This window comes from Variovorax sp. 160MFSha2.1 (assembly GCF_048305075.1).
In the GTDB taxonomy this organism is placed as follows: Bacteria; Pseudomonadota; Gammaproteobacteria; order Burkholderiales; family Burkholderiaceae_C; genus Variovorax; species Variovorax guangxiensis.
Genome location: NZ_CP157624.1, coordinates 5044703 through 5066148, shown reverse-complemented (window position 1 = coordinate 5066148; position 21446 = coordinate 5044703). Strand labels below are relative to the sequence as shown.

At 65.2% G+C, this 21446-nt stretch carries 21 protein-coding genes; 11 read left to right on the top strand and 10 right to left on the bottom strand.

Features of this window, described 5'->3' with window-relative positions; all coding sequences use genetic code 11:
* The first annotated feature begins 378 nt into the window (after window positions 1-378).
* The 6 genes from ABL838_RS22975 to ABL838_RS22950 are packed head-to-tail and all read left to right on the top strand — an operon-like array spanning window position 379 to window position 7214.
* Entirely contained in the window at window positions 379-5277 is a 4899-nt protein-coding gene (locus ABL838_RS22975; protein ID WP_418122080.1) for an RHS repeat-associated core domain-containing protein, read from the top strand.
* The gene (locus tag ABL838_RS22970) at window positions 5259-5633 is read left to right on the top strand and encodes a hypothetical protein (protein WP_418122078.1); all 375 of its coding nucleotides are present in this window, start codon (window positions 5259-5261) and stop codon (window positions 5631-5633) included. Before ABL838_RS22975 ends, ABL838_RS22970 begins: the two co-directional genes overlap by 19 nt.
* A gap of 47 nt (window positions 5634-5680) precedes the next feature.
* On the top strand, window positions 5681-6028 hold the full coding sequence (locus tag ABL838_RS22965) for an RHS domain-containing protein (protein ID WP_418122077.1): 348 nt from the start codon (window positions 5681-5683) through the stop codon (window positions 6026-6028).
* The gene (locus ABL838_RS22960) at window positions 5923-6498 is read left to right on the top strand and encodes an RHS repeat-associated core domain-containing protein (RefSeq protein WP_418125899.1); all 576 of its coding nucleotides are present in this window, start codon (window positions 5923-5925) and stop codon (window positions 6496-6498) included. Before ABL838_RS22965 ends, ABL838_RS22960 begins: the two co-directional genes overlap by 106 nt.
* A gap of 6 nt (window positions 6499-6504) precedes the next feature.
* Window positions 6505-6840, top strand: coding sequence for a hypothetical protein (locus ABL838_RS22955; protein ID WP_418122075.1), 336 nt, complete (start codon window positions 6505-6507; stop codon window positions 6838-6840).
* Between the two features lie 20 nt (window positions 6841-6860).
* Window positions 6861-7214 (top strand): hypothetical protein, encoded by a 354-nt coding sequence (locus ABL838_RS22950; RefSeq protein ID WP_418122074.1) that lies wholly within the window; start codon window positions 6861-6863, stop codon window positions 7212-7214.
* Between the two features lie 226 nt (window positions 7215-7440).
* On the opposite strand, the gene ABL838_RS22945 is transcribed toward ABL838_RS22950, so the two are convergent.
* The 3 genes from ABL838_RS22945 to ABL838_RS22935 form a co-directional block, all read right to left on the bottom strand.
* Window positions 7441-8148: a GntR family transcriptional regulator gene (locus tag ABL838_RS22945; RefSeq protein WP_019657009.1), complete on the bottom strand. Its 708-nt coding sequence runs from the start codon at window positions 8146-8148 to the stop codon at window positions 7441-7443.
* Window positions 8149-8177: 29 nt separating this feature from the next.
* On the bottom strand, window positions 8178-9509 hold the full coding sequence (locus ABL838_RS22940; protein WP_418122073.1) for a C4-dicarboxylate transporter DctA: 1332 nt from the start codon (window positions 9507-9509) through the stop codon (window positions 8178-8180).
* A gap of 185 nt (window positions 9510-9694) precedes the next feature.
* Window positions 9695-10513 (bottom strand): metallophosphoesterase family protein, encoded by an 819-nt coding sequence (locus tag ABL838_RS22935; RefSeq protein ID WP_418122072.1) that lies wholly within the window; start codon window positions 10511-10513, stop codon window positions 9695-9697.
* 96 nt (window positions 10514-10609) lie between these two features.
* Between ABL838_RS22935 and ABL838_RS22930 the strand changes: the two genes are divergently transcribed.
* Window positions 10610-11524 carry a nucleotidyltransferase gene (locus ABL838_RS22930; protein ID WP_418122071.1) on the top strand — a complete coding sequence of 305 codons (915 nt, stop codon included), beginning with the start codon at window positions 10610-10612 and terminating at the stop codon, window positions 11522-11524.
* A 6-nt stretch (window positions 11525-11530) separates the two neighbouring features.
* Here the strand turns inward: ABL838_RS22930 and ABL838_RS22925 are convergent, their stop codons facing one another.
* The 5 genes from ABL838_RS22925 to ABL838_RS22905 all read right to left on the bottom strand — a co-directional run bounded on the left by ABL838_RS22925 (window position 11531) and on the right by ABL838_RS22905 (window position 13528).
* Entirely contained in the window at window positions 11531-11968 is a 438-nt protein-coding gene (locus ABL838_RS22925; protein ID WP_126023479.1) for a PPC domain-containing DNA-binding protein, read from the bottom strand.
* A gap of 30 nt (window positions 11969-11998) precedes the next feature.
* Window positions 11999-12337: a hypothetical protein gene (locus ABL838_RS22920; protein ID WP_418122069.1), complete on the bottom strand. Its 339-nt coding sequence runs from the start codon at window positions 12335-12337 to the stop codon at window positions 11999-12001.
* Between the two features lie 30 nt (window positions 12338-12367).
* Complete coding sequence (locus ABL838_RS22915) at window positions 12368-12781, bottom strand: CBS domain-containing protein (protein ID WP_418122068.1); 414 nt, start codon at window positions 12779-12781, stop codon at window positions 12368-12370.
* Between the two features lie 69 nt (window positions 12782-12850).
* The gene (locus tag ABL838_RS22910) at window positions 12851-13063 is read right to left on the bottom strand and encodes a hypothetical protein (RefSeq protein WP_418122066.1); all 213 of its coding nucleotides are present in this window, start codon (window positions 13061-13063) and stop codon (window positions 12851-12853) included.
* 33 nt (window positions 13064-13096) lie between these two features.
* Entirely contained in the window at window positions 13097-13528 is a 432-nt protein-coding gene (locus tag ABL838_RS22905; protein ID WP_184641200.1) for a hypothetical protein, read from the bottom strand.
* A gap of 298 nt (window positions 13529-13826) precedes the next feature.
* On the opposite strand from ABL838_RS22905, the gene ABL838_RS22900 reads away from it, so the two are divergent.
* A complete protein-coding gene (locus ABL838_RS22900; protein WP_418122065.1) occupies window positions 13827-14111 on the top strand; it encodes a hypothetical protein in 285 nt (94 codons plus the stop codon).
* A gap of 21 nt (window positions 14112-14132) precedes the next feature.
* On the opposite strand, the gene ABL838_RS22895 is transcribed toward ABL838_RS22900, so the two are convergent.
* Complete coding sequence (locus tag ABL838_RS22895; protein ID WP_418122064.1) at window positions 14133-14522, bottom strand: DUF427 domain-containing protein; 390 nt, start codon at window positions 14520-14522, stop codon at window positions 14133-14135.
* Window positions 14519-14899: a hypothetical protein gene (locus tag ABL838_RS22890; protein ID WP_418122062.1), complete on the bottom strand. Its 381-nt coding sequence runs from the start codon at window positions 14897-14899 to the stop codon at window positions 14519-14521. Before ABL838_RS22890 ends, ABL838_RS22895 begins: the two co-directional genes overlap by 4 nt.
* Window positions 14900-15520: 621 nt before the next feature.
* On the opposite strand from ABL838_RS22890, the gene ABL838_RS22885 reads away from it, so the two are divergent.
* Genes ABL838_RS22885 through ABL838_RS22875 form a run of 3 tightly spaced genes read left to right on the top strand, consistent with a single transcriptional unit; the run spans window position 15521 to window position 21427 of the window.
* Window positions 15521-16699 (top strand): HlyD family secretion protein, encoded by a 1179-nt coding sequence (locus ABL838_RS22885; RefSeq protein ID WP_418122061.1) that lies wholly within the window; start codon window positions 15521-15523, stop codon window positions 16697-16699.
* Between the two features lie 22 nt (window positions 16700-16721).
* Window positions 16722-18038, top strand: coding sequence for a hypothetical protein (locus ABL838_RS22880; RefSeq protein WP_418122060.1), 1317 nt, complete (start codon window positions 16722-16724; stop codon window positions 18036-18038).
* Window positions 18026-21427: an efflux transporter outer membrane subunit gene (locus ABL838_RS22875; protein ID WP_418122059.1), complete on the top strand. Its 3402-nt coding sequence runs from the start codon at window positions 18026-18028 to the stop codon at window positions 21425-21427. The genes ABL838_RS22880 and ABL838_RS22875 overlap by 13 nt, the downstream gene beginning before the upstream one ends.
* The last annotated feature ends 19 nt before the right edge of the window (window positions 21428-21446 follow it).

The window sequence follows — 21446 nt, the reverse complement described above, 5'->3', positions numbered from 1 at the left end:
GCTTCGGCTCGCTCGAGCGATCGAGGATCTGCTCTCCTGCGTTGGGAATATCGAGACAAATCGCACCAAAGCCCGCTCGTTTATTTCAGATGCCCGCATTCGCGTCGGCTTGCGTCCTAGGATTTTCTGCAAGAAATAAAAGAGGGAGGTGAGCGTGAGCTCAATTTGCAATTGCAATTCGTGCAGCACGAATTGCTCCGGGATTCCTGTCGTGCCTGCAGGCATTGATTCGGCAATGGTCCTGCACGTCCGGATTCAGAACCCGTCGGCAGAGGCGCCGTAACTCTGCAAGCCGGCAGCCCGATTGCGCGGCCGAGCCTCTTTTCTTTCCCAATTGATCTTCACGAAACAAACAGACGCAGTCAGGGAGACTGGACTATGGGACCAGGCACGCCGCAGCGGCCACCATCGGGCACACGTCAAGGCCAGCCCGCGCCGACATCTATCGCCGAGCGCGAGCCCCAGACGGCCGTCGCCCCGCTGAACACCATCGCCAAGGAAGACATCGCCGCCGCGAGCAAGGCGGTGGACGAGTGGCTGCGGTCCTTCACCGGCGGCTATGTCACGCTCGACCGGCTGACCACTGTGCTGGGCGGCATCCCCATCGTGGGCAACATCATGGCGCTGGTGGATGTGTTTCTCGACATCGTCACTATCCTCGACAAGAAGTCCACCGATGCCGTCACGAGGTTCCTGAACTGGGCGAGCCTCGGCATCAATCTCATCGGCCTGATTCCAGCGCCGCCCACCATGGCCGCGGCGCGCATGAGCCTGCGGCCCACGCTGCACCTCGTCAGGCAGGAACTCCTGCACGGGGCCAGGAATCTCGGCCAGACCATCGTCACCATGCTGGTGGGGCACCTGAATGCATCCATCGTCGGTGAGCTGGAGACCTTCATCGACGGCGCCATCGCAAGGCTCTCGGGCATTCTGGAAGATTGCGCGAGGCTCTCCGACAGCATCCTGGACAACCTGATCGGCATTCTTCAGCGCGTGCTCGGCGGGCAGGACCTCTTCACCGTCGCCAGGCCGGGTGCCCCCGAAACCAACGACTACGACCCCAGGACCCAAAGCACATGGAGCGGTATGTGGCGCCGCGCGGTGAAGTACTCCGAGGGCACGGCCAGGCGCGCCGCCAACTACGCCGCAAGGAAGGCCGCAGCCTACCTGCCCGAAAGCGTCAGGGCCAGGGTCAGCGAGGTGATCGAGAGCTTGGTTGCCTTGAAGGCGGACTTCCGCAGGCAACTGACCGACCTCGCCAACCAGGAACTGCAGGGCAGCATCATGTGGCTGCTGCGCCAGCTGCTGTCGGCCATGGCGCAGAAGAAGAGCCTGCGCGCGGCCATCATGTCGCCAGGTGCAGGTGCCGAAGCAACCAAGAGCAGGCCCGGCACCCGGGTCGAGCACGTGCGTGTACAGGCGCCGGCCCACGGCGACCCCGGCTGCAAGAACTGCCCGCTTTCGGGCACAACGGTCCCTTCGGCAAGCAGGTTCGCCATCAGCCTGGCGACCGGCTGCGAAAGCTTCACCCACGTCGACTTCACACTGGTTGCGCCGTTGCCCATCACCTGGGCGCGCACCTATCGCAGCAATCTTGGCGCTTTCGACGAGGGCACCCTTGGCGCGAGATGGCTCACTCCCTACAGCACGCGCGTGGACATCGCCACACCGACGCAGGGCCCGCGGGCCGGCGAGCCCAGCCTGGTCTATCACGGCGCGGACGGCCGCAGCCATGCCTATCCGCTGCTGGCCGTGGGCCGGAGCTACCGCGATGCCATCGAAGAAGTGACGCTCACGCGGCTGAGCGAGAGGCTGTTGGCTCTGGATTTCGGCAAGCCCGTATCGAGCGGCGAATCCGGCGACTGGCGCGAGGTCTACGAGCTGGTGGATACCTCCGCCCGCAAGGTCGCTACGCAAGGCAGACAGCACTTCCGGCTTGTCGCGCTGCACGCCGGCAAGGAGGCCAGCATCGGCCTGCGCTACGACCATGTGATCGCAGCCACCGGCGAACAGGTCTTGAGCGACATCGTCAGCAAGCAGGGTGATGTCACCGTGGCCCACGTGGGCACTCGCCCCGATGCGAGAAGCGGATTGATCGCCAGCCTGTGGGAGATCAAGGGCGGCCAGGTCGTGCGACAACTCGCGGGCTATGTGCACGGCGCCGAAGGCGACCTCGTCGCGGCCCAGGACGAAAACGGCGAAACCTGGAACTACAGCTACAGCCGCCATCTCGTGACCCGGTACACCGACCGCACGGGCCGGGGCATCAACCTCGAGTACGACGGCACCGGCGTCGATGCCAGGGCGGTTCGCGAGTGGAGCGATGACGGGAGCTTCGCCCTCAGGCTCGAGTGGGACAGGAACATCCGCCTGACCTATGCGACCGATGCGCTCGGCGGTGAGACCTGGTACTACTACGACATCCTCGGCTACACCTACCGGATCATCCATCCCGACAAGCGCCAGGAGTGGTTCTTTCGCGATAAGGCGAAGAACATCACGCGCCATGTCCACACCGACGGCAGCACCGACGACTTCAGCTACGACGCCGACGGCAACCTGCGGACCCACACGCGGGCCGACGGCAGTCAGGTGCACTTCGCGCACGACAAGCGCGGACGCGTGACGGGCCTGCGCGACGCCGAGGGCGGTGTCTGGAAGCGCGACTACGACGCCGACGGCAACCTCGTCGAAGAGATCGACCCGCTGGGGCACAAGACCGCATACGCCTACGACAAGGCCGGCCGGCCCGTGCGAATCACCGATGCGAAGGGCGGCGCCAAGACGCTGACCTACACCTGCGCTGGGCAACTTGCCAGCCACACCGATTGCTCGGGCAAGACCACGCGGTGGGAATACGACGCGCAGGGGCGCCTTATCAAGGCGATCGATGCCATGGGCCAGGGCACGCGATATCGCTACACCGGGGCGAACGGGCACGGGAACGCTGCCGCTGCGGCGAACGCCAACCGTCCAGGTCAGCTCGAGGAAATCACCCTGCCGGACAACAGCAGCGAGCATTTCGTGCATGACGCCGAGGGACGCCTGCTTGCGCACACCGATGCGCTGGGGCGCAGGACGAGTTATGACTACACGCGCTCCGGCCTCGTGTCCAGGCGCACCGATGCGGCGGGGCACACGCTCAAGTACCGCTGGGACCTGCTCGGACGCTTGAGCGAACTGCACAACGAGAACGGCAGCCGCTACGACTTCCGTTATGACCCCGTGGGCCGTCTGCTGGAAGAAGTGGGCTTCGACCGCAAGACCACACGGTACCGTTATGAAGACTCCACGGGAGTTTTGGCGGAAGTGGCCGAGGGCGATCACACCACGATGCTGCAATTCGACGCTATCGGCCGCCTGACCGAGCGCAGGGCCGGCGGTGTTGCCGAGAGCTTCGCCTACGACCGGAACGGCCGGTTGGTCGAAGCCGGCAACAGCGACGCCAAGCTGCAATGGTTCTATGACCCCGCGGGTAACCTGACGCGCGAGCATCAGCACTATGTGGAGGGCGCTCTCACCGCAGTCTGGCAGCACGGCTACGACGAACTCAACCAGCGCGTTGCGACCATCCGCCCCGACGGCCACGTGACGCAGTGGCTCACCTATGGCTCCGGCCACGTGCACGGATTGCTCGTCGACGGGCAGGACATCGTCGGCTTCGAGCGCGACGACCTGCACCGCGAGATCGGGCGCGAACAGGCCAATGGGCTCCTGCAGAAACAGAGCTACGACCCGGCCGGCCGACTGCTGGAGCAGCAGATATCCCAGACCAGGCGAGACGCTCTTCAGCCCACCGGCATCCGCCGCAGCTACCAGTACGACAAGGCGGGCCAGTTGATCGCCATTGGCGACAGCCGCCGCGGCAACCTGAGCTACCGCTATGACCCGGTAGGCCGCCTGCTCGAAGCCAACAGCCGACTGGGACGGGAGACCTTCGCGTTCGATCCGGCGGGGAACATCGGCAACCCTTCTTCAGAAGCGGAAGGCACGGTGCAGCCGACAGGCCGCATCACCAATCGAGCCGCCGTTCGCGCGGGCGGGGACGGCCTCAGCTTGGCCGGCAAGCTGATGGACAACCTGCTCAAGGACTACGCCGGCACCCGCTACAAGTGGGACGAGCGCGGCAACCTCATCGAGCGCAGCCGCAACGGCGAAAAAACGGTGTTCACCTGGGACGGCTACAACCGCTTGCGCAGCGCCGAGACCTTCGGCGAAACCACGAGCTTCAGCTACGACCCCCTGGGCCGGCGCATCGCCAAGCGCACGCGGCATGCCTGCACCTTGTTCGGCTGGGACGGGGACACGCTGGCGTTCGAGAGCACGCAGAGCATCGAGGGCTGGCAGGAGGGTGGCTGGCTTGGCGACAGCGTTCACTACATACATGAACCCGGCTCGTTCGTGCCGCTGGTGCAGATCCGGCAGGCCCAGGCCGTCGTGTTGAGCCGGACTACGGATGTGAAGGCACTGATGGCCGACAACGGCGGGCGCTACGACATCGAGCTGGACCCGCTATGGAACGGGGAACAGAGCCGAACACCTGCGCCGTTCAGCAAAGAGGAAATCGCCTTCTACCAGTGCGACCATCTGGGCACTCCGCAGGAGTTGACGGATCATGAGGGGCGTGTGGCGTGGTCGGCGAGCTACAAGGCTTGGGGGGAGGCGAAGCAGGCGATCAGTGAGGCTGGACGGCGGGCTGGCTTTCGAAACTCCATCCGCTTTCAAGGTCAGTACTGGGATGAAGAGACGGGGCTGCATTACAACCGGTATCGCTATTACGATCCGCTGGTAGGGAGGTTCGTAAGCAGCGATCCGATCAAATTGGCGGGTGGAATCAATCTCCAACATTACGCGCCGAACCCGCTCGAATGGATTGATCCGTTGGGTCTGGTTGGGAAATCCCTCCCGAATGGAACGTCTGTCAATCGTATTGGTGGTAATTCGATAGAGAATTTGCGGCTAAAACCTGGCGAGAAAAATCTGAATCCGCCAGGAATTTCGGTGCTTCACAGCTGCTGCCCCTGCACGGCATCAACTCAGATGAGAGATGCTTTTCCTCGGGCGACAGGACTGCAGCAAGCTGCAGGTACTATAGCCTCTGGAACTTCAGATCAAATAAGAAATTCCGGCTTCGATGTTATCTCTGACCCAACAGGCAAATTTCCAAATCATGCGCGAATAGTGCACCCACATGGTACTGAAGGGTTCAACGATGAGAATCTTCGAAGTCTTTCCAGCGCACTTGGAGTTCAAACATCATGTCCTCTGAAGAAATGAATTTTGATCTTTTGGATTTTGCTTTTGTTGACTTGGGAGTCATATCGATTAATTCTTTGGAGAATGGAATCTATATTGGAAAATTTTCTCCAAATGATTCTTTTGAAAAATATAAAGCCATATTTTTGGAGTATGAGATACTCGTTGAGTCTCAGCAATTTTCAGCAGTTGATGAGATGGATTTGAAATTTGCAAGCATGGGTTTTTTCGTGATTTCTAAGAGTCATGAAAGTGCTGCTTGTGAGATTTTTGATCTCCAAATCATGGGGGGCAATATTTCCTTTCGAATGGCATCTTCGGATTTAGGTTTGAAGGCTGATATCAATAATCGGCGTCCATTGCATCCAAGAACCTGACTTATTCGTGCCGCTGGCGCTGATCCGGCAAGGCCCAAGCAGTTGGGTTGAGCCGGACGACAGATGCGAGAGCGTTGAGGGCCGACAAAGGCGAACGCTTCGACATCGAGCTGGACCTGTTATGGAACGGAGAACAGAACCGAGCACCTGCGCCGTTCAGCGAGGAAGAAATCGCCTTCTACCAGTGCGACCATCTGGGCACGCCGCAGGAGCTGACGGATCACGAGGGACGTGTGGCGTGGTCGGCGAGCTACAAGGCTTGGGGGAAGCGAAGCAGGCGATCAGTGAGGTGGGCAGGAGGGCTGGCTTCCGCAACCCTATCCGCTTCCAAGGGCAGGACTTTGACTACGAGACGGGGCTGCACTACAACCGGTATCGGTATTACGACCCGGTGAGTGGACGGTTCGTCTCGAAAGATCCAATTGGCATCTTGGGTGGCATCAATTTGCATGCGTATGCCCCCAACTCAATAATGTGGATCGATCCACGTGGTTTAAGCGTATTTCTACCCAAACCGCTTAAAGCCGGAAGCATTTATCGAAATGCCTCTGGAACCGCCGATAGCATGACTCCTCGTCCAGGGGTTGATGATGTTAGAAAAGGAAGTCGACTGCCCGGGCTTTCTGCTGCTACAAGTGTTGACGGATTGGACTCGGGGAAATATGTCGAACTAGACGTCGCACATGCATGCTCCTTCGGATTGGACGTAATCCATGATAAATCTGATGGGCATGTCACCATACGGCCAAGAAATGATCCAAATGATGAAAGGCTCAAATCCTGGTCGGCTACTCGCGGCATCGGAAGACCACATTTATATACAGAAGGCTTGCTTGGCAGAATTCGATCAAAAGGCAGGAAGTAATCGCAAATGAAGTATTTTTTGGAAAACTATATTAAAGAAATCGGAGCGCACTTCCTAACTGTGGGTAACGTGATGAAAGCTAATTCTGGAGTGAATGACAACGGACGGGTTTTTTATGCTTATGCAAGTTTTTATCCGCAGGAGCTCGATTTAATAATTCAGCTTAATAATCTCGAGGACGGAAATTGTCTGGTTGTCGCGGAAATAATGAACCAGGAAGGCAAAGAGGGTGAGGAGATTTTTAATTTCGTTGGCGAGGAGTTTTCTCTTGAAAAGGAATTGAGTGTGCGGCGAGATGAATTGATTTTCAAAGTTCTTTCGCGCCTAAGGCAAGTTATTTGAGTGGTGAGGAGCGAGCGAGGATGAAGATTTCGTTTTCTAGGGTAGATCCAAACTCCGAGCCTCGAGGCTTCGATATGGGAAATATCTCGATTGAGCTGGGATGTGAAAAAATATCATCTCAAGGAAGTTCTCGAGATTTGATGATGATCTATATAGCAATTTCTGATTTGATATTCGGCGTTTTGAGATTGAATGATGCGCGCGGTACCTTTGATTTTGTGGGGGCAGATTCTTCTTTTTGGATGAGCTTTAAATCCAGGGGAAAGCAGTTTGAGATCTCTCGGAAAGAAGAGGCGAAAATTGTTTGTGGCAAGATTGATTTTTTTAATGCTCTTTATGCGGGCCTAAAGGATTTTTTTTGCATCAGGAAATGAATTGAAACCCTCTGACTCAGTGAATGCGGATCTTCAAATCGCCATCGAGCAGCTCAATCAGGTCAGATGAAGGGATTAATTGCGTTTTGCCAGTGTGACCACCTGAGCACGCCGCATGAATTCACGGACCATGAGGAGCGCATTGCCCCGACTGCGACGGACCAATGGAAATCCGGGGTCATTGCCGGCTACACCGCGCGTTGCGAAGCGAGTGGCCGTGCAGCACTCACCGCCGCGCCCGCGGCAACGCCACCGGCGCCAGCGTAGCCCTCAACCTGCTCGTCGCATCCGGCTCCGCCGCCGCATCCACCTCCAGCGCCCGCTCGACATTGCCGATGTGCTCCAGCATCAGCCGCCGCGCCCCGGCCGTGTCGCCGGCCTCCAGCGCCGCGACGATCGCGCCATGCTCCGCACAAGACTGCCCGGCTTCATGCTTGGACTGGTAAAGCGTGGCCGCCAGCGTGGTGCGTGCCGTCAGGTCGCGCAGCACATCCACCAGCAACTGATGCCCCATCTGCTCGGCCAGGCAGACGTGGAAGTCGGCCAGCAGGAAAGCGCGGGTGGCGGCGTCGGCGCCCTCGATGGCGCGCTGTTCGTCGGCGATGTGGTCGCGCAGCTTGCGGATCACCTTCGCGAGCGGCCGGCCTTCGCTGGCCTCGAGGATGCCGGCCTCGACGATGCGCCGGGCCGAGAAGGCGTCGCGCGCTTCCTCGGCCGAGGGCTCCACCACATACCAGCCGCGGCGCGACTGCACTTCGACGAAACCGCGTGCCTGCAGCTGCATCAGCGCCTCGCGCACCATGGTGCGGCTTACCGAGAAGTTCTCCGCCAGCGCCTGCTCGCCCAGCCGTTCGCCTGGCGCGAGCTTCTGCGCGAGGATGGCCTCGACGACGCGTTCGGCGATGACGGTGGGGCTGACGTCGGGGGCGGGCATGTTGATGGTCCGGCTTCTTTCTCTATCAATTAGTGTGCTGCGGTGTTTACCACGGGCCTGGCCCCGGATTCGGCTTCGGCCAGCGGCTCGTCGTCGGGCGAATAGTTGCCGTCGAGCACCGCATGGGCGCGTTCGCGGTCGATGTCGCCTTCCCAGGCGGCGATGGCGACGGTCGCCACGCAGTTGCCGATCAGGTTGCCCAGCGCGCGGGCGATGCCCATGAACCAGTCGACCGACAGCACCAGCACCAGCCCGATGGCGGGAATCGCCGGAATCGCGTGCAGCGTGGCCGCCAGCACCACGATGGCCGAGCCGGGCACGCCGTGGGCGCCCTTGGAGGTGACCAGCGCGATTGCCAGAATGGTCAGCAGGTCGGCCATCGAGATCGGCGTGTTGGTGGCCTGTGCGATGAACACGGCCGCCAGCGTGATGTAGATCGAGAAGGCGTCGAGGTTGAACGAGTATCCCGTGGGAATCACCAGGCCCACCGTCGAATCGCGGATGCCCATGCGGCGCAGCTTGGCCATGACCTGCGGCAGCACGCTGTCGGAAGAGGTGGTGGCGAAGACGATGGTGAGTTCCTCGCGCAGGTAGCGCAGCAGCTTGATCAGGCTGAAGCCCGACATGCGCATCACCAGCCCGAGCACCACGAACACGAAGACCAGCACCGCGCCGTAGAAGAGCGCCACCAGCATGCCCAGCTGCTTGAGCGAGCCGATGCCGTATTGGCCCACCGTGAACGCGATGGCGCCCAGCACGCCCAGCGGTGCCAGCTTGATGATGATGCCCATGATCTTGAAGAGCACCAGCGACGTTGCGTCGATCACCGCCGCCACCGGCTTGCCGCGATCGCCCAGCAGCGTGAGCGCGCAGCCGAAGAGCACCGCGAACAGCAGAACCTGCAGCACGTCGCCGGTGGCGAAGGCGTTCACCACCGTCGTCGGGATGAGCTTCATCAGGAACTCGACCGTGCCGCCGCTCGTGAGCTTGTCGGCGTTCGAGGCATAGGCGCTCATCGCGGCCGGGTCGAGCTTCGACGGGTCGACGTTCATGCCCGTGCCCGGCTGGAACACGAAGGCCAGCACCAGGCCCATGGCCAGCGCGATGGTCGTCAGCACCTCGAAGTAGATGAGCGACTTCACGCCCACCCGGCCCACGCGCTTGAGGTCTCCCGCGCCGGCGATGCCATGCACCACCACGCAGAACACCAGCACCGGGATGATCATCTTGATCAGCTTGATGAAACCGTCACCGAGCGGCTTGAGCTTGATGGCGTACTCGGGAGCCAGCAGCCCCGCGAGCACGCCGAGCACCAGCGCGATGACCACCTGACCGAAAAGCGACTTGGCGAAGCGGGGCATGGGGTGTCTCCTGTCTGTCTACCTGCTGTTTGTCTTGCCTGGTTTTGCATGCAAGCAATGCCATTTCTTGCATGCAAGAAATGTAGGCAAGATGGCAAGGAGGGCGTCAGAGGGTATTCCCGGGCACGGGGCAGGCTGGCCGGCGGGGAAATGGCCGGCAGCCGCGCCCGTTGTTGAACGCCAGGTCAGGCGGCGGGTGGCGGTGCCGCTTCTTCGGCTGCCTCGCGCGGCAGCTCGTACAGAAAGTATGGCGGCTCGCCCGGCCGGCTGCGCAGCAGCAGCGGCCTCGCCACGTTGTAGACCGGCACGTCGTTGATGGTGCGCGCCTGCAGCGTGCCGCGGTGCGCGTGGCCGTGGAACACGGCATCCATCGGATAGCGCAGCAGCGGCTCCTCGAGCCGGCTGCTGCCGAGAAAGGGAAAGATCTCCACCGGCTCGCCCTGCACCGTGCCGACGATGGGCGAGTAATGCAGCAGCGCGATGCGGCGCCGGGTGCGCAACTTGGCGAGCGCCGACTCGAGCTTCATCGCTTCGTTCAGTGCTTCCTGCACGAAGAGCTTGATCGCCGGCTCGCCCCAGGCGCCGAGCGAGCCGCGCCCGAAGCCGCCGCCGAAGCCCTTGACTCCGGCGATGCCCACTCCCTCGATCTCGCAGATGGAACCGTCGAGCACGCGCACGCCGGCCTGGGTCAGCACCTCGACCACCTGCCCGGGTGTGCCGGATTCGAAATCGTGGTTGCCCAGCACGGCGACGATGGGAACGGACACGCCGCTCAGTTCCGCGGCGAGGATCCTGCCTTCCTCCGCGGTGCCATAGTCGGTGAGGTCGCCGCACAGAAGCAGCGCGTCGGCCTCGTCGGCGGCCTGCGCGAAGAAGCCGTGCAGCGAGCCTGCAGAGTCGCGATGAACATGGAGATCGCCCACCGCGGCAAAGCGGACGTGAGAAGAAGACTTGGGATGAGCCATGGCGATGCCAGCCTGCGCCAGCACGCGATGGATGCTCATCGGCCCCATCCCGCTGCGCCTGTATGTGCCCGCCGACGTTCGATGGGGCCTTTCGCGCCGGGCCCGGGTTCGCTCGCGGTACCTACGCTGCCCGACATGGATCATCCGGCCGTTGCAGTTGCCGCGGCAGCAGTTGCTGCTCCCGCTCTCGCGCCTTCGCTCGAGGACGAGGTCGATCCCCGCGTGGCCGACTTCTACCGCCGGACCTTGCGCGCGCTGGCCAGCGCCGGAATTCCCTTTCTGGTGGGCGGCACTTTCGCCCAGGCCTGCTACACGGGCATCCGCCGCCCGACCAAGGATCTGGACCTCTTCATCCGGCGCGAGGACTATGAGCGCATCGCGCAGCTATTGCTGCAGAAGTACGGCTGGCGCGCCGAGATGCGCCACCCGCACTGGCTGGCCAAGGTGCACGACGGCCGCGAGTTCATCGACCTGATCTTCAATTCGGGCAACGGCCTGTTCCCGGTGGACGAGCGCTGGTTCAGGGGCAACTGCAGTGCCGAGGTCCTGGGCGTGCCGGTGCTCGTGGCCAATGCCGAGGACTGCGTGCTGTCCAAGGCTTTCATCATGGAGCGCGAGCGCTTCGACGGAGGCGACATCGCCCACCTGATGCTCGCGTGCGCGGAGCGGCTCGACTGGGCCGGCCTGCTGGAGCGCTTCGGCGTGCACTGGCGGGTGCTGATGGCCCACGTGACGCTGTTCGGCTACATCTATCCCGGCGAGCGCCACCGCATTCCCGCATGGCTGGTCGCCCGCCTGATCGACCGCCTCGCCGACGAGATGCGCGAGGCGCCGCATCCGGAAGACCACGTCTGCGCCGGCACCTTGCTCTCGCGTGAGCAGTACCTGCCCGACGTGCGCCAGATGGGCTACGTGGACATGCGCCTCACCCCGGCCAGCGGCATGACGCAGGAGGACGTGGCGGCGTGGACCGAGGACATCCAGGCGAAGAAACCGAAAGACGAGGCGAAGGACGAGGCGAAGGACGAGGCGAAGGACGAGGGCGAATGACGCCGCTCAGGCGTCGACGTCGATCAGCGCCAGCCCCGTTTCGCGGTCGCAGGTCTTGCGCAGGTAGCCTGGCGATTCGACAAGCAGTACCTCCAGCGTGGGCTGCACCGTGGCCTGCAGCACGTGGCCGCCGATGGTGCTGCCGCCGCGCCGCCCCAGCACCGCATGCGCGTGCACCTTGGGCCGGTCGCCATCCAGTGCGATGTCGCCGTTGAGCGAAAGCACCTCGACCTGTTCATCGACCGGAATGCGCTCGTAGTCCTTGCGCTCCCAGTCGAAATACCCGAGTTCGGCGGACCGCAGCGCGCCGATGGCGCTGAAGCGGCTGGCGGTCAGTGCGTGCTCTTTCGCGAATCTCTCGAGGATGGGGATGACGTCGTCGCCTTTTTCGAACACGAGGGCGATGGTCCGCTCGGGCTGCTTGTTGAGAATCTTGAACTTCATCTGCGGGAGCTCCTGTGGACGTGACTTGCTTCACCGCCTGCAATCCTCGGTGGACCCCTTGCATGGGCGGTCCGCGCGTGACCGCGGGGGAGGGCCGGCGCGGGGCTTGGCGCGATCGCGCTCGCCCGGCACGGCATCCGCGGGCGGCTTCTCGATCAGGCCCTGGTCTCTGTGCGGCGGAGCGGGCTTCACCAGCCGCGGATCGCCGTTGCCGGGCGGCTTCACGATGATTGCCGGGTCTGCGCCGGGCTGAGCTTCGCCGGTGCCGGCCGGCGGCCGCTGCCCTGCCGCGGGCTGCGCGGCGGCCGGTCCGGCGCACAGCATCAGGGCGCCGGCCACCAGCATGGACTTCGTTGTCAGGGAAGTCATCGAAGCCGGCCTGGAACCGGACCGCGGCACTCAGGCCGGCACCGGCTGCGAAATGCCGCAGAGCGCTTCGGTGGCCGGCTTGGTCTTGCGCTCCTTCACCGCCACGTCGGCGAGCGCGAGGATGCCGACGAGCCGCTTGTCCCGGTCGACGATCGGAAGGCGCCTGATCTGGTGCTCGGCCATGATCTGCGCCGCGTCGTCCTCGTAGGCCCAGCGGATGCCGTCGGACATCACGTCGCGCACCTTGGTGTTGCCGTCATGGCCCTCGGCCACGCCGCGGATGGCGATGTCGCGGTCGGAGATCGCGCCGACCATGCGGTCGTTCTCGCCCACCGGCATCATCCCGAAGTCGCCGTCGCGCATGCGCTTCGCTGCTTCGGCGATGGTCGCATCGGGGCTGATGACCTCGACGTCGCGGGTCATCACATCGTTGATCTTTCGCATCTGGAAATCCTTTTCTGAAATGGGCAGCCATGGCTCGCCGCCGGCAAGCTGGCTGCTGGAGAAACCGGGCTAACTGCCCCGGGGAGTTCCGGGAGCCGGTTCGCCCGGCGCGGTCGGCGCAGTGGGCGTGGCCGGCAGTTCCACCGGAACCTCGAAGCGCTTCTGGAGCACGTGGAAGTAGGCGAGCGCGCCCAACAGCGCGATCACCGCCGCCACGATGCCCCACGCGAAGACGCGGCGCTCTTCGCGTTCGGCACCCTGCGGCCGCTGTTCTTCCTTCATGCCCGGCGGAACTGCTGTCGCTGCGCTGCGGGCCTACTTCTTCATGGCCTTGACTTCGGCCTTGCCCTTGTCCTCGTCGGCCTTGGCCTGCTTCATGCACGCGGACTTGGCGTCGCCCTTCTGGTCGTCGCACTTTTCCTTGGCGATGCTGTAGGCCACCTCGACCTTGGCCTCGGCCACCTTGCGGGCGCCGCTGTCGCTGGGCCTGACCTTCTGGTCGAGTTCGGCCTTGGCGATCTTTTCCTTGCCCTTGGCTTCTTCCACGCAGACGTCCTTTGCGTTGTCCTTCATGGCATCGCAGGCTGCGCGGTCGGCCTTGTAGTCGGCTGCGATCTTGTCGCGGCCGGCCTTGAGTTCGGCGACCGCCGGATCGGCCGCGGGTGCCGTGGGTGCGTTCATCTGCGCATGGGCCGAAAGCACCGTGAGGCAGGATGCGGCAATGCAGCTGTAGATGAGTTTGTTCATGTCCATCTCCTTGGAACGCCGGCGCTCGTTGCACACAGGATGGAACCGGGAAAAGGATCGGAAAAGGATCGGATAGCTGGTTCACCCGGTTCGGGTTGTCCGGCGCATGAAATCCAGACTAGAAAGCACCGAGGATGCGTCGATAGGACGCTGGGCGATGCGCCCGTCAGTGCATGCTGACGCGCGATGCGGTGACGGACTGTTCTCACGCCGATGCGCTGCGCCTTCCGACCGGCTGCGCTCGTGCGCCGTTCAACATCCGGACAGGGGTAAAACCCTGGATCAGGAAAGGACCCCCATGCAGATGCTCCGGATTTCGAGCGAGCGGCGCGCCCGCCTGCTGGCGGATGGCCTCCTGGCCATCAACGCCAGGAGCCAGGAAGTGCACGGCCTCACCTTCGAGGAATCGCAGTTCCTGATCGACTTCGACGACGACGATGGGGCAGCGGACGACGAGCCGTCGCAGGAGCGGCGCAGCGAACTCTCGCTGCGGCACGAGCAGGCGAGGCTGCGGATCGCGACAGCCGACGACGAAAGCAGCGCCGACGAGGAACAGCGGCCGAGAGCGGCGACGAAGTTCTAGTTCTGGACGTGCAGGGGGCGCTCATGCGCCGGACCCGACCCGCACGTGGATCTCGGGGAACTTGTCGTCGTAGAACGCGAGCCTCGCCTTCAGGCCCTGGTGCTCGTCGTACGGGTCTTCGTAGCTCCATACCGCGTCCTCCAGCCGTCTCTCGCCGAGATTCAGGCTGTAGTAGTGCGCCGTTCCCTTGAACGGGCACTCGGTGGTGGTCTGCGAACGCGCCAGCTTCTCCATCCGCACGTCGGAGCGCGGGAAGTAGTAGCGCGCGGGGGCGTGGTCTTCGTCGACCCTCACGACATTGTTGGACGTGGCGATGACAACGCCTTCGGCCTCGACCTCCACGGATTGCTGCAGCCGCGTTTCACGGACCTGGTGGCCGGGATGTTTCCGGTGACCGGGGGATTTGCTCATTTGCTGTTCCTGTCTGGTGCCTGGCCGTTCGGCGCGACGACCGGCGCGGCGGGTTTGTCGGGAAGGGACGCATCGCTGTTCGCGCCGCCCCTGGCCTTGTCAGCGTCGGCCTGCGCCGCGCAGGCGGATCGCTCCGCCGCGCTCCTGAGGTCGTCGCACTTCTTGATGGCCGCCCGGCGGATGGCCTCCTGCCTTGCTGCCTCGGCAGGCTTGTTCGCGTTGCCGTCGCCCTTGGGCTTGGTCGCATCGATTTCCGCCGGCACTGGAAGCGGCGCCTGCTGCGCCGTTGCGTGAATCGCAGCCAGGCAGGCTGCGGCGAGGACGATGAGTTTCTTCAGGTCTGGTCCGGACATGGCGGCCTCCAGAAAGAAAACCAATCTGTGCCTCTGGCGTGTGCACTCATGTCGGACGAATTCACTTCGCGCCGAGCGATTCGGGAGCAGGGAGTGAGTCAGGAGCCGTTCATGATTGGACGGATCCGTCAGTAACGTTACCGAATATCCGGCCGCCGCGACCTCGCCCTTCGCGCCCGCATCGCGGTGCATCGGCGTCGCGATTTCCGCGCTTCCCTCTGACGCGCGGTGCCGGCTTCGGCCTTGCCTAACGGCTGCGCCACCTCGTCGCCGCGTGACCCTCATGCCGTGGCGATGTAGGACTTTCGCCCGACCGTGCTGTGGCCCAAATGTGAACTTTGCACACTCTGTTTCGCTCCGATGCAGCCAAAAACGGGGGTTCCGCCTTACCTTGATATTGCACTGCAGCAAGCACGCGGACGGCGGAAATACCCGAGATGTTCGCGAACGCGGTGCCTGAGTCTCTTCAACCAGTGGACGTGCGCCGGAGTTCCGACCCTTGCGCACGTTCGTCGCCAAGGGGTGGTCATGCGTGTTTCGAAACTCCGTTCAGTTCTTCCTTCCCGGCGCCCGAGGGGCGCGGCCCGTGCGGCGGTGCGTCCGCCTTCCGGTCCGCGCGGCCGGTTTCGGCAGCGCGGCGCCTTCGTGCCCAAGCTCGCGGCTTATGGCCTGCTGGCGTTCGTGCTCTGGCTGATGGTCTCGACGCTGGTGCAGCCGTTGCTGTCCTCTCAGGCCACCCGGGCGGTGCTGCAGGCGCCCGTGGGGCTCATCACCTCGCCGATCAACGGCGTGGTCACGCAGATGGTGGTGCATGCGCGCGACACGGTCGAGCCGGGCACCGTGGTGGCAACGGTGCGCAACCCGACCATCAACCAGGAGATCCTCACCACGCTGAGTTCGCAGCGCCTCGCGCTGCAGAGCCAGCTCGCCCAACTGGGCAACCACTTCAAGGCCGACAGCCAGGAGCTGAAGTTCGTCGGGCACGAGGCCAACGTGCACCGCGAGGCTTCGCTGGCGCAGGCCTGGGACTCATGGCAGATCGCGCAGCGCCAGCGCGACGTCGCGCACAGCGTGGTCGAGGAGCAGGAGAACAAGGTCCGGGTCAACAAGGCGCTGCTCGAACAGGGCGCGATCAGCGAGCAGGTGATGAACGCGGCCGAGGCGCAGCTGAACACGGCGCGCGCCAATGCGTCGGTGGCCGAGCAGGCCTTCGCCGGCCAGGCGCAGACGGTGGCCAGCGCGGGGCAGGGCGCCTTCGTGGGCACCGGCGGCAACAGCATCTTCCAGACGCTGGAGAGCCGGCGCGAGGTGCTGCGCAACAGCGTGAATCGCGCAAAGCAGGACGGCACGGCCATCCTCGCGCAGCTCAAGCAGGTGACGGCATTGGAGAACGAGGAGCGCCAGCGGGTGGAGAAGCTCTCGGCGTATGAAGTCAAGGCGAGCCAGCCGGGCCAGGTCCATACCGTGCTGGCGCCCGAAGGCGCCTACGTCACCGCCGGGGCTTCGCTGGTGCGCGTCACCGACTGCCGGCGTCTGGGCGTGGTGGCGGTGTTTCCCGCGCGGGTGGCGAAGCGGCTGAGCATCGGCTCGATGCTCGACGTGAAGCTCGACCAGAACGGTCCCGCGATGCCGGCGCGCGTGCAGCAGCTGCTGCCGGTGGCGTCCGATGCGCTGCAGAGCACCTACAGCGTGCCCTTCCCCTTTGCCGAACAAGGCTCCATCTACGCCGTCGCGGACTTCGAGGGCAACGCGGCGCAGAAGGCCACCGAGGGAAGCAGCCTGTGCGCTCCTGGCAAGGTGGTCGCGGCGAGCCTGCGCTCCTGAGCCGGGATCGAGGGGACGAGCCATGCGAGCGATCCCGATGCTGCGTGCCCTGGCGCTTTGCATGGTTGCCTTGCCCGCGGCGGCCTTTGCCCAGCAGCCCGCGGCGACATCGACTCAGCAGCGCCTCGCGCAGCAAAGCTGCGAGGGCCTGCGCCAGGCGGTCAAGGACGCACAGAAGAGCACCACCAGCGGCCCGCTCTTCCTTGCGAGCTACCGCGTTGCCGGCAACGACCGCGGCTCTGCGCCGCTGGAGCCGGCGCTGGCGAACGCGGCCTACACCTACGACAACGCACTGGCCGGCATCGCGCTGCTCGCATGCGGCGACGCGGCTTCCGCCAGGCGCATCGGCGATGCCGTCGTGCGCGCCATCGAACGCGACCCCAACGCCGCCGACGGCCGCGTGCGCAACGCCTACCGCGCAGGCCCGATGACCGAGGACAAGGCCGCGCTGCCCGGCCGCTGGGACGAGGGCCGCAAGCAGTGGATCGCCGACGCCTACCAGGTGAGCACCGCCACCGGCAACGTGGCCTGGGCCGCGCTGCTGCTGCTGAACCTGTCGCAGGCCGAGCCGACGCCGGCCTATTCGGCGGGCGCGCGCAGGCTGCTCGGCTGGATCGAGCAGCGCACGCGCGCGAAGAACGACCCCGACGGCTACAACGGCGGCTGGTACGGCTGGGACAACGCGCAGCGTGCGCAGACCTGGAAGTCGACCGAGCACAACATCGACATCGCGGTGGCCGCCGCGTGGGCCGCCCGATCGGGTGAGGCGGGTGGGCAGGGCGAGGCCATGCGCCGCCAGGCGCGCACCGCACTCGACTTCGTCGGCCGCATGTGGAACCCGTCGGAGCAGCGCTTCAACATCGGGACCAAGGAAGACGGCGCGACCATCTCCACCGAAAGCTCGGGCCTGGACGCGCAGCTCTGGCCGCTGCTGGCGGCGACCGACCGCTCCTGCGCCTGGACGGGCGCGCTCGACTGGGCGCAGAAGCACCACCGCTCCGGCGAGGGCTACGGTTTCTCGCGCGATCCCGACGGCATCTGGACCGAAGGCAGCGCGCAGTTCGCCGCGACGCTGGTGGCCCGCAAGGGCTCGGCGCCCGAGGCGCTGTGGCGGCTGCTCGCATCGCAGCGGGCGGACAACGGCCTGTACTACGCCACGCCCAGCGCGCGCATTTCCACGGGGCTGGCCATCGGGCCCGATTCGCCCGGCGCCGACTTCTTCTACTACCACTGGCCGCACCTGGGCGCCACCGCGTGGATCGCGCTGGCCGCCAACGGCTTCAACCCATTCACCGGCAAGACCGCCGCAGCAGGAGCCATTCCATCATGTCCCACCTGATCGCCACGCCGGAGTTCCAGCTCAACGCCCTCGTGGCGGGGCTCGCGCTGCTCCTGATGACGTGGGGCCGTGTCGAGCGCACGGGCCACCGCGCCGTGTTCGGGGCGCTGACCGCGCTGCTGCTCATGCGCTATGCCGTATGGCGCGTGACGGCCACCATGCCGCCCTCGGACCTCGGCTTCGAGACCCTGTTCGCCTGGGTGTTCCTGTTCTTCGAGATGACGGCCGTGGTCTACACGCTGATGTCCATCCACATGCTGGTGCGGCGCCGCGACAACCGGCGGCTCGCCGATCTGGGCGAGGCCGCGCTGCGCGCGCGCGGCGCGGATGTGCCGGCGCTGGACGTGTTCATCTGCACGTACAACGAGGAACTGGCCGTGCTCGAGAAGACCATCATCGCCGCGCAGGCCATCGACTACCCGCGCCTGCAGGTCTGGGTGCTCGACGACACCCGGCGCGACTGGCTGTGCGACTACTGCGCGCGCAGGGGCGTGAACTACGCGCGCCGGCCCGACAACAGCCACGCCAAGGCGGGCAACCTCAACAACGGCCTGCGGCTGTCTGCGCAGACGACCAACGCGCCCTTCATCCTGGTGCTCGACGCCGACTTCGCGCCGCGCCGGCAGATCGCCTGGCGCATGCTCGGGCTCTTCGACGACCCGAAGGTAGGGCTCGTGCAGACGCCGCAGTTCTACTACAACGCCGACCCCATCCAGCACAACCTGCGCGCCACCGACAGCTGGGTCGACGAGCAGCGCGTCTTCTTCGACGTGCTGCAGCCCGCGAAGGATGCGGTCGACTCCGCCTTCTGCGTGGGTACTTCGTTCATCGTGCGCCGCGACCTGATCACGGCCGCGGGCGGCTTCCCGGTGGGCAGCGTGTGCGAGGACATCCACACCACCTACCTGCTGCTGCGCCGCGGCCACGTCACGCGCTGGCTGGGCGAGCGGCTGTCGAACGGGCTGTCCGCCGAGAGCATCGTCGACTACATCAACCAGCGCAGCCGCTGGTGCCTGGGCACGGTGCAGCTCGCGCTGCTGCCGAACGGGCCGCTGCGCGGCAAGGGATACAGCCTCTCGGCGCGGCTGCACTTCCTGCACGGGCTGCTGCACTGGCTGGGCAAGCCGTTCATGGCGCTGATCATGCTGGCGCCCGCGCTGTACTGGTATGCCGACGTGTCGGCCTTCCATGCGACGCCGCAGGCCTTCGCCGCCTACGGGCTGCCGCCGCTCATGATGTTCTGGGCGTACAGCTACTGGATCAGCCAGCGGCGCTGCCTACCGGTGTTCAGCGAGGTGAGCCAGCTCGTCGCGGCCATGGCCGTCACGGGCACGCTGCTCGCCGCGATGCTCAAGCCCTTCGGCCATCCGTTCAAGGTGACTGCCAAGGGGCTGGACCGATCGAAGACGGTGGTGCACTGGAAACTGGTTGCCGTGTTCGGCGGGCTGCTCGTCGCGCTGCAGCTGGGCGGTGCGACGGCCATCATGACCGGGCCGTCGCTCGCGCCGGGCGACCAGCTCAACCTGGTGTGGACCGGCATCGCGCTCGTCCTGTGCCTCGGCGCGCTCATCGCCTGCGTGGACCTGCCGAGGCCCGATGGCGAGGAGCGATTCCCGTGGCGCGTCGCGACGCGGGTGCGAACGGCGGCGGGCGAGGGCGAGTCGCGCTTCGTCAACATCGCCGCGGACGGCGCCCTGATCGAAGGCGGCGCGCTGCTCAAGCGCCTGCGCGTGGGCCAGCCGCTGGAGGTCTTTGTCGACCCGGTGGGCTGGCTGCCGGCCTTCATCGACCGCCGCAAGCGCGCCAGCGCGGAGCTGCGCTTCGCCGCCACCGAGGCGCAGCGCGAGCAGCTGGTGAGCCATGTCTTCAACGTGCCGCCGAGCCACGTCGCGGTGCAGGTGCGGCCCTGGGGCGCGGCCTCGGCGCTGCTCGCGAGCGCGGGCTTCGGCTCGCCGGGAGCCGGCGTCGTGCGCATGTTCCTGCGGCTTTCGCTCCTCGTGCTGGCGGTGTGCGTGCTGCTGGTGACGAGCGGCTGCAACCTCACGCCGCCGCTCAAGCAGCCCGACCTGACGGTGCCGTCGAGCTGGCCCGCCGGCGCCACCGTGCCCTCGGCGGAGCCTGCCGACTGGCGCGGCTTCGTGCAGGACGACGAGCTGCGAGGCCTGATCGACACCGCCCTGCGCCAGAACCGCGACCTGCGCGTGTATGCGGCGCGTGCGCGCGAAGCGCGAGCGGTCTACGCGGGAAGCCGCGCCTCGCTGTTCCCGGAGCTGGGGCTGTCCGGCAACGCGCAGCGCGCGAAGACCACGCCGCAGGGCTCGCTCAGCCCGGTGGGCAACATTCCGTCGGACGGGCGGGTGTCGAACAGCTTCGATGTCCAGGCCGGCGTGATGTCTTACGAGCTCGACTTCTTCGGCCGCCAGCAGAGCACGGCGCAGCAAAGCGGCTCCCTGGCCGAGGCCGGCGACAAGGACTACGCGGCGGCCCGCATGAACCTGGTGGGCGAGGTGGCCAACGCGTACCTCACGCTGCGCGCCGATCGTGCGCTGCTCGCGCTGGCCGACACCAACGCGGCTTCGCTCTCGGCCAACGCGGACATGATCGGCCGCGCCAAGGCCGTGGGCGGCGCCGCGCAGCTCGACGTGTACCGCGCGCAGTCGCTGCTGCAGAACGCCCGCGTGCGGCAGGAGGAATACCGCATGCGCGTCGCGCAGGACCTGCAGGGGCTGAACGTGCTGGTGGGCCAGCCCGTGCCGCCGGACACCGGCTCCGCGCGGCCCTGGCCCGAGCGCTCCACCCAGTCGGTGGCGGCGGGGCTGCCCTCCAGCCTGCTGCAGCGCCGGCCCGACCTGCTGGCCGCCCGCGCCCGCGTCGAAGCCGCCAACTCGGGCATCGGCGCCGCCAAGGCGGCCATGCTGCCGACCATCTCGCTGACCGCGCTGGCGGGCGGCGTCAGCAACGAGTTCTCGACGCTGCTGAGCAGCGGCAACAGGAGCTGGGCCGGCGTGCTCGGCGTGTCGCTGCCGCTGTTCGACTGGGGGCGCCGCTCGGCCAACGTCACGAGCAACGAAGAGAAGCTCGCGGCCGCGATGGCCTCGTACGAATCGGCCGCGCAGGTGGCCTTCCGCGAGACCGCCAACGCCCTGATCGCCGGCGACCACCTGCGCCCGCAGCTGGAAGCGCAGCAGTTGCGCGTGCAGTCGCTCGAGAAAGTCGCCAGCATCTCGCGCACCCGCTTCCGCAGCGGCCTGGAGGACTATTTCTCCAGCCAGGATGCGCAGCGCGAGCTGTACGCCGAGCAGCAGCAGCTGATCGAGCTGCAGCTCAAGGATGCGGTGAACCTCGTGAACCTCTACAAGGCGCTCGGGGGTGGCTGGGGGAGCGCCTGAGGAGGCGCCAGCCGTTCCC

Excerpts from the sequence above, each read along its gene's own strand:
- ABL838_RS22930 (WP_418122071.1), top strand. The coding sequence starts at position 10,610 with ATGGATCATCCGGCCGTTGCAGTTGCCGCGGCAGCAGTTGCTGCTCCC.
- ABL838_RS22905 (WP_184641200.1), bottom strand. The coding sequence starts at position 13,528 with ATGAACAAACTCATCTACAGCTGCATTGCCGCATCCTGCCTCACGGTG.
- ABL838_RS22895 (WP_418122064.1), bottom strand. The coding sequence starts at position 14,522 with ATGAGCAAATCCCCCGGTCACCGGAAACATCCCGGCCACCAGGTCCGT.
- ABL838_RS22910 (WP_418122066.1), bottom strand. The coding sequence starts at position 13,063 with ATGAAGGAAGAACAGCGGCCGCAGGGTGCCGAACGCGAAGAGCGCCGC.
- ABL838_RS22970 (WP_418122078.1), top strand. The coding sequence starts at position 5,259 with ATGTCCTCTGAAGAAATGAATTTTGATCTTTTGGATTTTGCTTTTGTT.
- ABL838_RS22940 (WP_418122073.1), bottom strand. The coding sequence starts at position 9,509 with ATGCCCCGCTTCGCCAAGTCGCTTTTCGGTCAGGTGGTCATCGCGCTG.
- ABL838_RS22975 (WP_418122080.1), top strand. The coding sequence starts at position 379 with ATGGGACCAGGCACGCCGCAGCGGCCACCATCGGGCACACGTCAAGGC.
- ABL838_RS22875 (WP_418122059.1), top strand. The coding sequence starts at position 18,026 with ATGTCCCACCTGATCGCCACGCCGGAGTTCCAGCTCAACGCCCTCGTG.
- ABL838_RS22945 (WP_019657009.1), bottom strand. The coding sequence starts at position 8,148 with ATGCCCGCCCCCGACGTCAGCCCCACCGTCATCGCCGAACGCGTCGTC.
- ABL838_RS22900 (WP_418122065.1), top strand. The coding sequence starts at position 13,827 with ATGCAGATGCTCCGGATTTCGAGCGAGCGGCGCGCCCGCCTGCTGGCG.
- ABL838_RS22950 (WP_418122074.1), top strand. The coding sequence starts at position 6,861 with ATGAAGATTTCGTTTTCTAGGGTAGATCCAAACTCCGAGCCTCGAGGC.
- ABL838_RS22920 (WP_418122069.1), bottom strand. The coding sequence starts at position 12,337 with ATGACTTCCCTGACAACGAAGTCCATGCTGGTGGCCGGCGCCCTGATG.
- ABL838_RS22915 (WP_418122068.1), bottom strand. The coding sequence starts at position 12,781 with ATGCGAAAGATCAACGATGTGATGACCCGCGACGTCGAGGTCATCAGC.
- ABL838_RS22935 (WP_418122072.1), bottom strand. The coding sequence starts at position 10,513 with ATGAGCATCCATCGCGTGCTGGCGCAGGCTGGCATCGCCATGGCTCAT.
- ABL838_RS22955 (WP_418122075.1), top strand. The coding sequence starts at position 6,505 with ATGAAGTATTTTTTGGAAAACTATATTAAAGAAATCGGAGCGCACTTC.
- ABL838_RS22925 (WP_126023479.1), bottom strand. The coding sequence starts at position 11,968 with ATGAAGTTCAAGATTCTCAACAAGCAGCCCGAGCGGACCATCGCCCTC.
- ABL838_RS22880 (WP_418122060.1), top strand. The coding sequence starts at position 16,722 with ATGCGAGCGATCCCGATGCTGCGTGCCCTGGCGCTTTGCATGGTTGCC.